Annotated in this window: 11 protein-coding genes; 10 read left to right on the top strand and 1 reads right to left on the bottom strand. The window is 63.3% G+C overall.

From position 1 onward, the window contains the following. Nucleotides 1-2: 2 nt before the first annotated feature. Nucleotides 3-5,984, bottom strand: coding sequence for a DUF4329 domain-containing protein (locus tag N8H74_RS07175; protein ID WP_262146769.1), 5,982 nt, complete (start codon nt 5,982-5,984; stop codon nt 3-5). Nucleotides 5,985-6,305: 321 nt separating this feature from the next. Between N8H74_RS07175 and urtA the strand changes: the two genes are divergently transcribed. The 10 genes from urtA (at nt 6,306) to N8H74_RS07225 (ending at nt 14,567) form a co-directional block, all read left to right on the top strand. Beyond that, a complete protein-coding gene (gene urtA, locus N8H74_RS07180; protein ID WP_217832675.1) occupies nt 6,306-7,571 on the top strand; it encodes an urea ABC transporter substrate-binding protein in 1,266 nt (421 codons plus the stop codon). Between the two features lie 202 nt (nt 7,572-7,773). Next, the gene (gene urtB, locus N8H74_RS07185; RefSeq protein WP_262146770.1) at nt 7,774-9,276 is read left to right on the top strand and encodes an urea ABC transporter permease subunit UrtB; all 1,503 of its coding nucleotides are present in this window, start codon (nt 7,774-7,776) and stop codon (nt 9,274-9,276) included. After that, nucleotides 9,276-10,355 (top strand): urea ABC transporter permease subunit UrtC, encoded by a 1,080-nt coding sequence (gene urtC / locus N8H74_RS07190; protein WP_262146771.1) that lies wholly within the window; start codon nt 9,276-9,278, stop codon nt 10,353-10,355. The genes urtB and urtC overlap by 1 nt, the downstream gene beginning before the upstream one ends. Next, on the top strand, nt 10,352-11,224 hold the full coding sequence (gene urtD, locus N8H74_RS07195) for an urea ABC transporter ATP-binding protein UrtD (protein ID WP_217832678.1): 873 nt from the start codon (nt 10,352-10,354) through the stop codon (nt 11,222-11,224). Before urtC ends, urtD begins: the two co-directional genes overlap by 4 nt. Before the next feature lie 39 nt (nt 11,225-11,263). Continuing rightward, nucleotides 11,264-11,962 (top strand): urea ABC transporter ATP-binding subunit UrtE, encoded by a 699-nt coding sequence (urtE, locus tag N8H74_RS07200; protein WP_008031204.1) that lies wholly within the window; start codon nt 11,264-11,266, stop codon nt 11,960-11,962. A gap of 43 nt (nt 11,963-12,005) precedes the next feature. Further along, nucleotides 12,006-12,845, top strand: coding sequence for an urease accessory protein UreD (locus N8H74_RS07205; protein ID WP_262146772.1), 840 nt, complete (start codon nt 12,006-12,008; stop codon nt 12,843-12,845). A gap of 32 nt (nt 12,846-12,877) precedes the next feature. Further along, the gene (gene ureA, locus N8H74_RS07210; RefSeq protein WP_217832681.1) at nt 12,878-13,180 is read left to right on the top strand and encodes an urease subunit gamma; all 303 of its coding nucleotides are present in this window, start codon (nt 12,878-12,880) and stop codon (nt 13,178-13,180) included. Nucleotides 13,181-13,188: 8 nt separating this feature from the next. After that, nucleotides 13,189-13,722, top strand: a complete 534-nt coding sequence (locus tag N8H74_RS07215; protein WP_262146773.1) for a GNAT family N-acetyltransferase — start codon at nt 13,189-13,191, stop codon at nt 13,720-13,722. A gap of 6 nt (nt 13,723-13,728) precedes the next feature. Beyond that, nucleotides 13,729-14,262 carry a GNAT family N-acetyltransferase gene (locus tag N8H74_RS07220; protein ID WP_262146774.1) on the top strand — a complete coding sequence of 178 codons (534 nt, stop codon included), beginning with the start codon at nt 13,729-13,731 and terminating at the stop codon, nt 14,260-14,262. Further along, on the top strand, nt 14,262-14,567 hold the full coding sequence (locus tag N8H74_RS07225; RefSeq protein WP_262146775.1) for an urease subunit beta: 306 nt from the start codon (nt 14,262-14,264) through the stop codon (nt 14,565-14,567). The genes N8H74_RS07220 and N8H74_RS07225 overlap by 1 nt, the downstream gene beginning before the upstream one ends. The last annotated feature ends 120 nt before the right edge of the window (nt 14,568-14,687 follow it).

The raw sequence follows: 14,687 nt of genomic DNA on the forward strand, positions 1-14,687 counted from the left end.
TCTCAGGTGTCGGATGGCCGGCGACTCATCTCCTGCAAACGCTTTGTCGTGAGCGGGCCGCGCGGATACCAGAAGCGGTCCGGCTCAAGAATCTGCAAGCGTCCGGTGAGAATCAGGACATCAAGCACCTCGGCCAGTCTGGAACGGGTGACGCCGTTTTCCACGGCCGTCCAGTCGTCGAGCAACACCTGCGCTTCGCGATCCAGGTAGCTGGGGCTGTGCGCAAGCAACGCGCCATTGCGCGGCGTCAGGTAGTAGCGGGCGTCAGCGATCCGGGCGGTACTGAGCAGCGCGTTGAAGGCACGGATTTCGTCGTGATCCACGAAGTTGCGATACAGCATTTCCTCAAACCGACTGCTGAACCGTTGCGGGTTGTCATCCAGTTTCCAGGCCTGCTGCACACCCATCACCCTGTAGCCCGCCGGGTATCTTTTCGCCGTACCGGAATAGCCGGGATACATCACCCCCATGAACAGGCGACGATGGGCCGGGGTGTCGTCACGCAGCCCGACCGGCACCGTCGGGCCGCTGTCATCCAACGGTTCGGTGGCGACAAAATTGCCGTTGCCGTCACGCAGAATCGCCCCCAGCCAGGCCTTGTCACGGGCATGGCGTACCCGTCGCCACACCCAGCGCGCGGCATCGTCCGCATGGGAATACACCGGCCCGAGTGCCAGGCGTTCATCGTCGGAGACAGTGCTTTGCTCGACCTTGCCAGGACTCCAGTTCGATCCCACGCGCCCCAGCGTCGCCCAGGTCGCACTGGACACCAACACACTCAACTGACCGGCGCGCGCCACCTTGTGAATGTAGTCCGCAGGATTGCCATCGCCTTGCAGCGTCTTCACGTAAGCCGTCAGTGCGGCATGGGTCTGCAAATCACTGTCCCAGGCTGCGGCCTCGTACTTGAGCAAGGCGCCATCGGCGCATGACAGGTACAACGCCTGGAACGGTGCCTCCACGGACGCGATCTGCACCGCTGACAAGGCTGCCACGAGCACCGACGGCGGCACAAAACTGCGAAATACTTCGTTGCTCGGCAACTCATCCGGTTGCCGTGCCGGTGCGCAGAGATAAAGGCCCTGCACCGAGTATCCGGTCGGCAACTGGCCCGAACGAAAAATCCGCCCGAGGGGAAACTTCAGGTCATCCGCCGTGACCGGCAGGCTGGTGACCGAATGGCCCGGGCGCGACGATTTCAGAACCAGGCCAAACGCCCATTGCCCGCGCCCTCCGGCGTGCTGATGGGCATGACGCACCGCATCGTCGCTGTGACAGAACGCCGGGCTCAACGCCCGGTCCGCCGTGGCGAAACGCACCGATTGCGGCGCCAGATAACCCTGCGCCTGCGGCAGCCAGCCACCGCCGAGTCTGCCCGCCGGCCCCCAGAGGTTGCTGCTCTGCACCACCTGCAACACCCCGACCTTGAGCAGTTGATTGACCAGTTGGGTGGGGGTGCCCGCACCACTGCGGATCCGTCGCTCGATCAGATTGCTCCACGGATCGTGAGGCGCATCGGTGGAAGGCGTGAGCTGGCCTTCGAGCAACGCCAGACGTGCCGCCCGCTGGATTTTCTGCGAGGTATTGAGCAGATCGCTGTCATCGTTCTGCTGGGTGAAGCACAGCATCGAGCCCTGCGCGCCGAGCAGGTATTCGTGAGTCCAGAGATGACCCGACGCCAGCGCCGTGGCCAACACCTCGGTGGAAAAGAAATCGCTGTAGGTCTGCCGTTCCAGCCCGGAGATCAGGAACGGCAACGCGCTCGCCACCCGATTGCGATAACGGGCGACGATCTTGCAACCCGGCGCCAGCAGATCCGCCGCGACGTCCTCGTCCGGCAGAATCTGCTTCGGGTCGAAGTCCTCGCTTTCCACCGGCAACGGCTCGGTGGCGACAAACAGACCATCCGTGCGTTTGAGCACCAGCCCGCCGTGGATCTGCTCCCGATCCATCCCAGGCAGGCTCTGGACATGCCGCACGGCATCGGCCTGACAGGTGAACGCCGGACTCAGGGCGCGCCGGGTAAAACCTGCATAGGGCTTCCAGTCGGTGGTCAACCTGACAGGCCCCGCCTCCCCCCAGCAGTCACTGCCGACCACCACGCTCAACCAGCATCGGGCGATCACACGATCGACAAAGGCCTTGGCCAACAACGCTCCGCTGCTCAGCAGCGAATGCACATCCTCGGCCACTCCCGACGGCAGCATCCGCGCATCGAACAACGTCGTCGAGTTGGGTGAGCGGTATTTCAACAGCGCGCGATCCAGGGTCGACAGATAAACCGGCAGACCGATTTTTTCGTCCTTCGCTCGCAAGCGTCGGGCCTGGAAAAAGCCCTCGTACAAATCCTTCGAAGAAATGAAATGCCGGCCGAGCCATTGCTCGCTTGGGGGCAGCTTTGTCGGCAGCCATTGCCGGGCGTAGAACAGGCCGAACAGCTTGAATGACGCGGGGTACAGGAACTCACCGGCGTCATCGCTCTTGAACAGATTCCCCAGGGTGAAGAGTGGCTGCTCGTCACTGGCCGGCCGCGTTTCGCTGACGACGTATTCCTCCTTGTCCGCATGCTTGAGAACAACACCGAAACAGGTCTGGTCCGGGCCACAGCGGCGTACCCGTTGATGGGCGTCGCGCGCCGCCGCATCGGCGTCCGCGAACACCGCGCCGAACGCCACCGGTCCAGACACGTCGGCACTCTGCGATGCGGGAAAGGCGCTCCAGTATTCGGGCACCATGCCCCGCGCGCCCCACAACTCACTGGCGATCACCACCCGTAAACCGCCGGCGTCGGCCAACTGCTTGACGAGATCCCCCGGCAGCATGGCACCCCTCGCCAGATCCTGCGCCAGGCGACTGCCTTTGGTCTCGGGGGCGACTTGCGCGCGCAAGGCATTTTCCGCCGCCGAGCCACTGATGTCGTAGGCGATCAAGGCATCTTCGGCGGCGCAGAGCCAGGCCGTCGTCGCGTGCTGGTGATTGCCGAGGATGGCGTGCAGGTCTGCGTCGCAGAAAATTTGTGCGTCGATGCTCGCCTGCTCGCGGCTCCAGCCGTGGCGGGCCATTCTTTGCGGATCGTACTGCGAGAGCGCCAGGCGCGAGGCATACACACCGCGCAGCCGATGATCCTCAGGCAGGATCGGCTTGCCGGAAGCGTCATCGGGATAGACGTAGCCGGGGGCAAAGCGTCCCGACTCGCCGACGACCCACGGCTCGCTGACGACAAAGCGCCCGTCCTGGCGCTCCATGACATAACCGCAGAACTCGTAGTCGCGCTGCTTGCCGATCCGTTCGTGGGCATAGCGAACCGCATCGTCCGCCGTGAGAAACGCCGGGCTCAGCGCCGGTTTTGGATAACGGCCATAGGGTTGCCAGGCGAGGCCGACCTCTCCCTCGACATCCCACAACCGGCCCGCCCGCACCACCGACAGCGCACCGGCCGCCGCCACCCGCCGGACAAACGCCTCCGGCGTCAGGGTGCCGGCCGCCAGCTCGGCCTGATCACCGTTGTCCGACACCCGTCCATGAGGATTGACGGCGTACAACTGGTTTTCCTTCTCCGAACCGGAAAACGCATAACGCAGCTGCGCGCCATCGCGGGTACTGAGGTACAGCGCCAGCCCCGGCGTCTCGCGCACCCGCGCGCTGCCGATGGCCGCTGCGAAATCGCTCGCCGAGACAAAGTTTTCGTACAGCCACTTTTGCCTGGATGTCTCGCGGCTGTCCGGCGCCGGCTGATAACACAAAGCATGGATCCCATAGCCTTCGGGCAGCCGGGGCTTGCCCGCCTCGTCGACGGTAAAGACATGCAGCGGCGAAAACAGCGGCAGCGACACCTGCGCCGGATCGTTGCCCAGCGGCTCACTGACCACGTACTCGTCGGCCGTGAGACTTTTGAGAATGAACGCGAGCTGCCTGACGCCGGGTTTCGCCTGCATCTGATCGTGAACCCATTGCGCCGCCGTGCCGGGATCCTGAAACACCCAGCTGAAACCGGGCGTCACTGGCGTCGCCGGGGTGAACGGCTCAAAAGCCACCCACGAGCCAGGCACCTTGCCCCGGGACGCCTTCCACACCGGGCTGGAAATGACGATGTTCAACTCACCCAGGGTGACGAGCTTCTTGACCATCTGCATTCCGGTGCCGTCGAAGCCGTCGAGGGTTGCGACAACGCGCCCGTCGTTTACCGCGCTGGTCAGAAACGCGCCGAAATTGCGCTCGTCCTGCGAACCGCTGGCGACGTACTTGACCAGAGAACCATCGGGGCCTGAGTTGTACAGCGTGGTGACCCAGTCCCGGCTGGAAGCGATTGCTGCCAGACTGGCAAAACTCGGCAGGCTGGCGAGCAGGGAAATACGATCGTCCGACCAGTCGGGATGCTGGGTCCTCAGGGTCTGGCGCGGATCTTTCAACATCTTGTAGAGCGCCACGTAGCGATAGCCCGGCAGCTCGACAGGCTTGCCCGATACGCCCCCGGCAAACGGCAGGTTCCAGTCTTTCGCCCACGCCTTGGCGGTGGTCGATGCCGTCGCGAAGTACTTGCCGTCGCTGCGCTGCAACAGATAGCCCAATTGTTCGGCGTCGCGCGACTTGCCATGGCGAAAGTGGGCGTAACGCGCCGCGTCGTCGGCGGTCACGAACGCCGGACTCAGCGAGCGATGGATTCGCTCGAACGGTCGCCAGCCCGCCCCGACCGGCCCGGCCTTGTCCCACACGGCACCGGTTTGCACCACCTCGAGCCGGCCGGCGGCAGCGACCTGCAAGACAAACTCGAAAGGACTCAGCGTGCCGTCTTGCAAGGCTTTCTGCAGCTTGCCTCGGGAGGCCATCAGTTTCGTTTCGGCGGCGGAGCCAGAGCAGGTGTAACTCAGCAGGGCCTTGTCCGGCGTGCGGGTGTAGACCGTGAGCGAGCGCTCGGGGTCCAGCAGGTAAGTATCCTTGCGCGACTGGGTAATGGCCGCCGCCAGATGAACCGGGGAAAAGAAGTTGCGGTACAGCCACTCCTGCTTGGCGGGCACCTGCGCCGCTTTCGTCTGGGCCAGATAAAAGATGCCGTCCAGCCGCAGCTCCGGCCGCAGACTCGGCCCGCCCGTCTCGTGCCGGGGAAAGTCGTTGAGCGGCGATACCAGCGTGGAAGGATTGCGCCAGGGGAAGGTGCCGACGTACTCATCCTTGTCCAGCACCTTGAAGACAAAACCGCTGAAGCCGAAACCGACGTTCAGCGTATCGACGCTCATGATCGCCTCGACCACGCTGCTTGCCTGATCATAAATCGGCGTACAGAACGGCGGCTCCGTGGGTTCTGTCAGTTTGTTCACCGGCTCATGCATGGCCCATTCAGCGTCGAACTGCCCTCGGCGCGATCCCCAGACTCCGCGAGTGTTGTAGACCAGGCTCAGCGCGCCCGCCTGTGCCAGCTCCTCTATCGGTGCTTCAAAAAAGGTGAACGGCCCATCAGGGCGGCCGTTCCTGATTTTTTCCGCGAGCAGATCCTCGGCGGCAGATCCGCTGGGCATGTACCTGAACAGGCTGCCTTCGCTGCCAGACAGGTAAAACGCCGGCACGAACTCACGATTGCGGATCATGAACAGCTTGTCGCGCTCGGTGAAGAAACTGACGATGACCTCGATCTGCTCGTCGGTGAACGCCGGGTTGGCCGCTTTCAGCTCGGCGCCCCCATTGGGGTGCGAGCGATAAAGGGCATGGCACTTGAACCCCTCGGGGTGGAGAAAATGGCCTTGGGCATCCACTGCCAACAGCCTTTTGAAGTCGAAGCGATCACCTTTGGCGGCAAGCGGCTCGGTCGCCACGAAACGCCCGTCCTCGCGCAGCAGAATCATCCCGCCGTATTCCCTGTCGCGCTTGTTGCCGATCAGCTCATGGGCAAAACGCGCGGCGTCGTCCGCACTGATATGTGGCTTGCTGTAGAACAACGAATCAATGCTCACCTCGGGCGAACGCCGGGGGCGATCCGAAAAATTATCCATAACGTATTCATCCGTGAATGTAGAAAATCCTGATGACGTCCCCGCAAAGCCTTGGGGAAATCGCACAGGCCATGATCGACATTCGCCATCCACGGCAGCGGTACATATGTATTGGCTGGAAAAATTCGACGCGGCACCACATCGGCGCATGACCCGCACATGGCGGCGGATTCAGCGCCAACCTGGTGCGACCGGCGTCGATTCCTGCGCTTTTCGCCCCCGCAACAACGCCCTTTCAGTCGTGGGCACAACCCTTGCTAAAGCTGCTTCAGCGTTCGTATCTGCCCATCATAAAAACTGAATGTTCATGGAGATCGCACAATGAAGCGTCGCAGTCTGATCAAGGCTTTCACACTCTCGGCAAGCATTGCCGCGATGGGCATGACCTGGACGGTGCAAGCCGCCGAGACCATCAAGGTCGGGATTCTGCATTCGTTGTCCGGCACCATGGCGATCTCCGAGACGTCGCTCAAGGACATGGCATTGATGACCATCGACGAGATCAATGCCAAGGGCGGGGTCAACGGCAAGCTGCTGGAGCCGGTGGTGGTCGACCCGGCGTCTAACTGGCCGCTGTTCGCAGAAAAGGGCCGGCAGTTGCTGACCCAGGACAAGGTCGCAGTGGTGTTCGGCTGCTGGACGTCGGTGTCGCGCAAATCGGTGCTGCCGGTGTTCGAGGAACTCAACGGCCTGCTGTTCTACCCGGTGCAATACGAGGGCGAAGAGATGTCGCCGAACGTGTTCTACACCGGCGCCGCGCCAAACCAGCAAGCGATCCCCGCAGTTGAGTACCTGATGAGCGAAGAAGGCGGCGGCGCCAAGCGCTATTTCCTGCTCGGCACCGACTACGTCTACCCGCGCACCACCAACAAGATCCTGCGCTCGTTCCTGCATTCCAAAGGCGTCGCCGACAAGGACATCGAAGAGGTCTACACGCCATTCGGCCATAGCGATTACCAGACCATCGTCGCCAACATCAAAAAGTTCTCGGCCGGCGGCAAGACAGCGGTCATCTCCACGGTCAACGGCGACTCCAACGTGCCGTTCTACAAGGAACTGGCGAATCAGGGCCTGAAAGCCACCGACGTACCGGTGGTGGCGTTCTCCGTGGGCGAAGAGGAATTGCGCGGCATCGACACCAAACCGCTGGTGGGCAACCTTGCGGCGTGGAACTACTTCGAGTCGGTGGAAAATCCGGTGAACAAGAAGTTCGTCGATGACTGGAAGGCCTACGCGAAGAAACACAACCTGCCGGGCGCCGACAAAGCCGTGACCAACGACCCGATGGAAGCCACCTACGTCGGTATCCACATGTGGGCGCAGGCGGTGGAGAAAGCCAAGTCCACCGACGTCGACAAGGTCCGCGAAGCCCTCGCCGGCCAGACCTTCGCCGCGCCGTCCGGTTACACCCTGACCATGGACAAGACCAATCACCACCTGCACAAACCGGTGATGATCGGCGAGATCCAGAACGACGGGCAGTTCAACGTGGTCTGGCAGACCGAAGGGCCGATCCGCGCGCAGCCGTGGAGTCCGTTCATTCAGGGCAATGACAAGAAGCCGGATTATGCAGTGAAGAGTAACTGAGGCGAATCCGGACTCAGGGGAGCAACTGAAATCCCTCCCCCAAAGGGGGGCGAGGGAGAAAGGGAGCCGATCTTCAGGCTTTTCAAAGCCTGAAGATCGGCTCGAAATTGCAGGTTGCAGCACACCGTCCAGACACCTCGGTCAGTCCCCTCTCCCTCCGGGAGAGGGTCAGGGTGAGGGGGCGGTTGAACAGGACACCACCATGCCCACTGCCCTCCACCGCTTCATCCTTGCCATCGCGCTCCTGCTGCCGATGGTCGCCCACGCCGGGGACGCCGAAGACTTCGTCGTCGCCAACCCGATGCAACAGGCCAAACTGCTGGAAGCCTGGGCCGCGCAGCCCGATCCGGCCCGTGTCGAACTGATCAACGCCCTGCAACAAGGCGAGCTGACCGTCGACGGCCAACCCAAGACCCTGCGCCTGAATAACCGCCTGCGGGGTCTGATCGACACCGCGCTGGCCAGCCACCAATTGCTCGCCGCCGACGCCAAAACCCGTCTGACCGCCGCGCAGCAATTGCAGAAAAGCGCCAAACCGGCGCAGCTGAAATTCCTCGACCAGCAACTGGCTGGCGAAAAAGACGAAAGCGTCCACGCCGCCCTGAGCCTGGCCCTCGCCAACCTGCAATTGGTCGACCCTGACCCGGCCGTGCGTCTGGCCGCCGTGCGCTTGCTCGGCGAGACCGGTGATCCGCTGGCCCGCACGCGCCTCGAAGGTTTGCTCGAACCCGGCATCGAAGCCGATGCCAACGTGCGCACCGCCGCCGAAACCAGCCTGGCCCAGGTCAAACGCAAACTGCTGGTCGGCGAAGTCCTCGGTCAGGCGTTCAGCGGCATGTCCCTCGGTTCGATCCTGCTGCTGGCCGCACTCGGTCTGGCGATCACCTTCGGCCTGCTCGGGGTGATCAACATGGCCCACGGCGAAATGCTGATGCTCGGCGCCTACTCGACCTACGTCGTGCAACTGATGTTCCAGCGCTACGCGCCACAGGCCATCGAGTTCTACCCGCTGATCGCGCTGCCGGTAGCGTTCTTCGTCACCGCGGCCATCGGCATGGCCCTGGAACGCACGGTGATCCGTCACCTCTACGGCCGACCGCTGGAAACCCTGCTCGCCACCTGGGGTATCAGCCTGATGCTGATTCAACTGGTGCGCCTGGTGTTCGGCGCGCAGAACGTCGAAGTGGCGAACCCGGCGTGGCTGTCCGGCGGCATTCAGGTACTGCCGAATCTGGTGCTGCCTTACAACCGCATCGTGATCATTGCCTTCGCCTTGTTCGTGGTTGTCCTCACCTGGCTGCTGCTGAACAAGACCCGCCTCGGCCTGAACGTGCGTGCGGTCACCCAGAACCGCAACATGGCCGCCTGCTGCGGCGTGCCCACCGGCCGCGTCGACATGCTCGCCTTCGGCCTCGGCTCCGGCATCGCCGGGCTCGGCGGTGTCGCGTTGAGCCAGATCGGCAACGTCGGCCCGGACCTGGGCCAGAGCTACATCATCGACTCGTTCCTGGTGGTGGTGCTCGGCGGCGTCGGACAACTGGCCGGCAGCGTGTTCGCAGCCTTCGGCCTGGGCATCGCCAACAAGATTCTCGAACCGCAGATCGGTGCGGTACTCGGCAAGATCCTGATCCTCGCGCTGATCATTCTGTTCATCCAGAAACGTCCGCAAGGCCTCTTCGCACTGAAAGGACGGGTGATCGACTGATGAACCAGCCACTTCTCATTACCGCCACGCAAAAGGCCGGCCCGAAAGTCACGATCGCGGCGGGCGCGGCGATCCTCGCGCTGTTGATCGCCCTGCCGCTGCTGTCGCTGTTGCCGGCGGACAACGCGCTGCACGTCTCGGCGTACACCCTGACCCTGGTCGGCAAGATTCTCTGCTACGCCATCGTCGCACTGGCGCTGGATCTGGTCTGGGGTTACGCCGGCCTACTGTCTCTCGGTCATGGCCTGTTCTTCGCCCTCGGCGGTTATGCGATGGGCATGTACCTGATGCGTCAGGCGGCCGGCGATGGCTTGCCGGCGTTCATGACCTTTCTGTCGTGGAGCGAATTGCCGTGGTACTGGGCCGGCACCGAGCACTTCCTCTGGGCCATGTGCCTGGTGGTCCTGGCGCCGGGGTTGCTGGCGCTGGTGTTCGGCTTCTTTGCCTTTCGCTCGCGAATCAAGGGCGTGTACTTCTCGATCATGACCCAGGCCCTGACCTTCGCCGGCATGCTGCTGTTTTTCCGCAACGAAACCGGCTTCGGCGGCAACAACGGCTTCACCAATTTCCGCTCGATCCTCGGCTTCGGCATCACCGAACCGGGGACCCGTGCAGTGTTGTTTCTGGCGACGGTGGCATTGCTGATGGCGAGCCTGTTCATCGGCTGGCGTCTGGCACGGAGCAAGTTCGGCCGGGTGCTGACCGCGCTGCGCGATGCGGAAAACCGCCTGATGTTCTGCGGCTACGACCCGCGCGGTTTCAAGCTGTTCGTGTGGGTCTTGAGCGCGGTGTTGTGCGGTCTGGCCGGGGCGTTGTACGTGCCGCAGGTGGGGATCATCAACCCCGGCGAAATGTCGCCGACCAACTCCATCGAAGCCGCCGTGTGGGTGGCCCTCGGCGGGCGTGGCACGCTGATCGGGCCATTGCTCGGCGCCGGTGTGGTCAACGGCATGAAGAGCTGGTTCACCGTAGCCTTCCCCGAATACTGGCTGTTCTTTCTCGGCGCGCTGTTCATCGTCGTGACCCTGTATTTGCCCAAGGGCGTGATCGGTCTGCTGAAGAAAAGAGGTGAGCAATGAGAATCACGGCGAGCGCTGAATTCATGCTGGAACCGGCCTTCTTCCCGCCACTGGAACCCAACCGCGACGCCGGCACCAGCCGCGATTCGCTGGGCCTCGGCCAGCGGGTCGGGCCGGGGCTGAACACCCGTCACGGCACGATCCTGACCCTGGAGGACATCAGCGTCAGCTTCGATGGCTTCAAGGCCCTGAACGCTCTGAACCTGTACATCGGCGTCGGCGAATTGCGCTGCATCATCGGCCCCAACGGTGCCGGCAAGACCACCCTGATGGACGTGATCACCGGCAAGACCCGGCCCAGCCACGGCAAGGCCTGGTTCGGCGAAACCCTGGACCTGACGCAGATGAGCGAAGTGCAGATCGCCCAGGCCGGCATCGGGCGCAAGTTCCAGAAGCCGACGGTGTTCGAAGCCCTGAGCGTGTTCGAAAACCTCGAGCTGGCGCAGAAGACCGACAAGTCGGTGTGGGCCAGTTTGCGTGCGCGGCTGAGCGGCGAGCAGCGGGACCGGATCAGTGAAGTGCTGGACACCATTCGCCTCACGTCCTCGGTCAATCGTCCGGCAGGACTGTTGTCCCACGGCCAGAAGCAGTTTCTGGAAATCGGCATGTTGCTGATGCAGGACCCGCAACTGCTGCTGCTCGACGAACCGGTGGCGGGCATGACCGACGCCGAAACCGAATTCACCGCCGAACTGTTCAAAAGCCTCGCCGGCAAGCATTCGCTGATGGTGGTGGAGCACGACATGGGCTTCGTCGGCTCGATCGCCGACCACGTCACGGTGTTGCACCAGGGCAGTGTGCTGGCCGAAGGATCGCTGGAACAGGTGCAGGACAATGAGCGGGTGATCGAGGTCTATCTCGGCCGCTGAAGCTCACCGGATCGGTGGGGATTTGAGGAGACACTGCAAATGCTGCAAGTCGACAAGCTGCACCAATACTACGGCGGTAGCCACATCCTGCGCGGCCTGACGTTTGACGTGAAGGTCGGCGAAGTCACCTGCCTGCTCGGACGCAACGGCGTGGGCAAGACCACCCTGCTCAAGTGCCTGATGGGTCTGCTGCCAGCGAAAGAAGGCGCGGTGAACTGGGAAGGCAAGCCGATCACCACGTTCAAGCCGCACCAGCGGGTTCACGCCGGGATCGCCTACGTGCCCCAGGGCCGGGAGATCTTCGGCCGGCTGACCGTCGAGGAAAACCTGCTGATGGGCCTGTCGCGGTTTCCCGGCAGCGAAGCCAAAGAGGTGCCGGCGTTCATCTACGAATTGTTCCCGGTGCTGCTGCAAATGAAACAACGGCGCGGCGGCGACCTGTCCGGCGGCCAGCAACAACAACTGGCCATCGGCCGCGCCCTGGCCAGTCGTCCACGGCTGCTGATCCTCGACGAACCCACCGAAGGCATCCAGCCGTCGGTGATCAAGGAGATCGGCGCCGTGATCAAGAAGCTCGCGGCGCGCGGCGACATGGCGATTCTGCTGGTGGAACAGTTCTACGATTTCGCCGCCGAACTGGCCGATCAGTATCTGGTGATGTCCCGGGGCGAGATCGTGCAGCAGGGGCGCGGCGAAAATATGGAAGCCGAAGGTGTGCGCGGGCTAGTCACTATTTAAGGCAACGGTCTAATCTGTAGCTTCCTAACGATAACCACGAACCATGAATTTACCTTTGACCACTGCCCTGTTTACCCCGAGCTGGCACGCCGAGCTGGAACTGGCCTACGCGCGCTTCGGCGATTGCACGCGCCCGGTCCGGCGCCGGCATCTCGGTCCGCTGCGGGTGCAGAAGCATCTGTACGCCGAAGGGCCGCAGGTCTGCCAGCACATCATCGTCCATCCGCCGGGCGGGATTGCCGGCGGTGATCGATTGGACATCAGCGCCCGCGTCGAGCCCGACGCCTGGGCGCAGATCACCAGCCCCGGCGCCGCCAAGTGGTATCGCGCGGCCGGGCCGGCCTATCAGAAACTCGAACTGAACGTGGCAGCGGGCGCGACACTGGAGTGGCTGCCCCAGGAAACCATCGTCTACAGCGCCGCCCAGGCCGAACTCAGCACCTCGATTGAGCTTGAGGGTGATGCGCGGCTGTTCTACTGGGACGTGGTGGCCCTCGGTCGCCCGGCCAGCGGCGAGCGTTTCGATCTCGGGCATTTCCAGGCGCACCTGGATATTCGCCGCGACGGTCGATTGCTCTGGCATGAACGCCAGCGCATTGTCGGCAACGACGGTTTGCTCGATTCGCCGATCGGACTGGATGGCCATCCGGTGTTTGCGACCTTGCTGGTGAGCGGTGAAATCGATGCTGAACTGCTGGAGCGCTGCCGCTCACTGGGGCATGCGGTGCGCGGGGATCTGACGCAGTTGCCGGGTTTGCTGGTTGCGCGTTGCCTGGCGGGTGAGGCGTTGCAGGCACGGGCGTGGCTGATCGAACTCTGGCGCCTGCTCAGACCTGCTCTGCTTAGCCGCGAAGCCTTGCCACCCCGAATCTGGAACACCTGATTTTCTTCAACTCCCGACAATGGATTTCTACGATGGACCTGACCCCACGCGAAAAAGACAAGCTGTTGATCTTCACTGCCGGCCTCGTCGCCGAGCGGCGACTGGCCCGTGGCGTGAAGCTCAATTACCCGGAAGCCATGGCCTACATCTCCGCCGCGCTGCTCGAAGGCGCCCGTGACGGCCAGACCGTGGCCGAGCTGATGCACTACGGCACCACCCTGCTCAACCGCGACCAGGTGATGGAAGGCATCCCGGAAATGATCCCGGAGATCCAGGTCGAAGCCACCTTCCCCGACGGCACCAAACTGGTCACCGTTCACCAACCGATCGTCTGAGGCGCGTCATGACTTACACCATCCGCGATGCCATACACGCCGATCTGCCGGCGATCCGCGACATCTACAACGACGCCGTGCTCAACACCACGGCGATCTGGAACGAAAACCCGGTCGACCTCGGCAACCGCCAGGCATGGTTCGCCGCCCGCCAGGCCCAGGGTTATCCGATCCTGGTGATCGTCGACGCCGATGACGCCACCCTCGGCTACGCTTCGTTCGGTGACTGGCGGCCGTTCGACGGCTTCCGCCACACCGTCGAGCACTCGGTCTACGTGCGCAGCGACCAACGCGGCAACGGCCTCGGCCCGCGCCTGATGAGCGCGCTGATCGAGCGGGCGAAAACCTGCGACAAACATGTGATGGTCGCCGCCATCGAGAGCGGCAATGCGGCGTCGATTCGTCTGCACGAGCGCGTCGGGTTCATCACCACCGGGCAGATGCCGCAGGTCGGCACCAAGTTCGGCCGCTGGCTCGACCTGACCTTCATGCAACTGACCCTCAATCCTGGCGCGGAACCGCCGCCCGCCAACAAGGAGTGACACCCGATGAACCCCGCCCAACTGCGACGCGTCAATGCCGAAAGTTTTGCGCACTATCGTCAGGGCCTGATCGACCTGCTGCTCGATGCGGTGGGTTACGGCGCCAGTGTCGGCTTCATGGCCGACCTCGATGCGGCACAGGCCCGCGCCTATTTCGACGAGGTTCAGGACAACCTCGGCAAGGGCAGCGTGTTGCTGTGGGTGGTGGTCAAGGACGAACAGGTGCAGGCCAGCGTGCAACTGAGCCTGTGTCAGAAGGCTAATGGCCTGAACCGCGCCGAGGTGCAGAAACTGTTGGTGCGCGAGCACGCGCGGCGGCGCGGTCTGGGCCAGCAACTGATGCAGGCCCTGGAGTTGGCGGCCAGTCAGCACAAACGCGGCATGCTCTACCTCGACACCGAGGCCGGCTCCCCCGCCGAAGATTTCTACAAAGCCCAGGGCTATACCCGCGCCGGGGAAATCCCCGATTACGCCTGCGACCCGAACGGCACATACCGCCCGACGGCCCTCTATTACAAGATCCTGCAAGGAGCCCATTGATGATTCCCGGTGAGTACCAGATTCAGCCCGGCGACATCGAACTCAACGCCGGCCGCCGCACCGTCAGCCTGAAGGTGGCGAACAGCGGCGACCGGCCGATTCAGGTCGGCTCGCACTACCACTTCTTCGAAACCAACGACGCCCTGACCTTCGATCGTGCCGCCAGCCGTGGCATGCGCTTGAACATTCCCGCGGGGACTGCGGTGCGCTTCGAACCGGGGCAGAGCCGCGAGGTGGAGTTGGTCGAACTGGCCGGCAGGCGCCGGGTGTTCGGGTTTGCCGGGCGCGTCATGGGTGACCTCTGAGTCCGCGTGTACCGCTGCCCCTCACCCCAGCCTCTCCCGGCGGGAGAGGGCGCCGATTGGGGGTGTTTCAGCCCCCTGAGTTCGACTCGACAATTCAGGTCGAAGTATGTCGAAAGAAAC

This window comes from Pseudomonas sp. B2M1-30 (assembly GCF_025447575.1).
In the GTDB taxonomy this organism is placed as follows: Bacteria; Pseudomonadota; Gammaproteobacteria; order Pseudomonadales; family Pseudomonadaceae; genus Aquipseudomonas; species Aquipseudomonas botevensis.

Bases quoted from the DNA above. Each gene is read 5' to 3' on its own strand.
- ureA (WP_217832681.1), top strand. From the start codon at position 12,878: ATGGACCTGACCCCACGCGAAAAAGACAAGCTGTTGATCTTCACTGCC.
- urtC (WP_262146771.1), top strand. From the start codon at position 9,276: ATGAACCAGCCACTTCTCATTACCGCCACGCAAAAGGCCGGCCCGAAA.
- urtB (WP_262146770.1), top strand. From the start codon at position 7,774: ATGCCCACTGCCCTCCACCGCTTCATCCTTGCCATCGCGCTCCTGCTG.
- N8H74_RS07225 (WP_262146775.1), top strand. From the start codon at position 14,262: ATGATTCCCGGTGAGTACCAGATTCAGCCCGGCGACATCGAACTCAAC.
- N8H74_RS07220 (WP_262146774.1), top strand. From the start codon at position 13,729: ATGAACCCCGCCCAACTGCGACGCGTCAATGCCGAAAGTTTTGCGCAC.
- N8H74_RS07215 (WP_262146773.1), top strand. From the start codon at position 13,189: ATGACTTACACCATCCGCGATGCCATACACGCCGATCTGCCGGCGATC.
- urtE (WP_008031204.1), top strand. From the start codon at position 11,264: ATGCTGCAAGTCGACAAGCTGCACCAATACTACGGCGGTAGCCACATC.
- urtA (WP_217832675.1), top strand. From the start codon at position 6,306: ATGAAGCGTCGCAGTCTGATCAAGGCTTTCACACTCTCGGCAAGCATT.
- N8H74_RS07205 (WP_262146772.1), top strand. From the start codon at position 12,006: ATGAATTTACCTTTGACCACTGCCCTGTTTACCCCGAGCTGGCACGCC.
- urtD (WP_217832678.1), top strand. From the start codon at position 10,352: ATGAGAATCACGGCGAGCGCTGAATTCATGCTGGAACCGGCCTTCTTC.
- N8H74_RS07175 (WP_262146769.1), bottom strand. From the start codon at position 5,984: ATGGATAATTTTTCGGATCGCCCCCGGCGTTCGCCCGAGGTGAGCATT.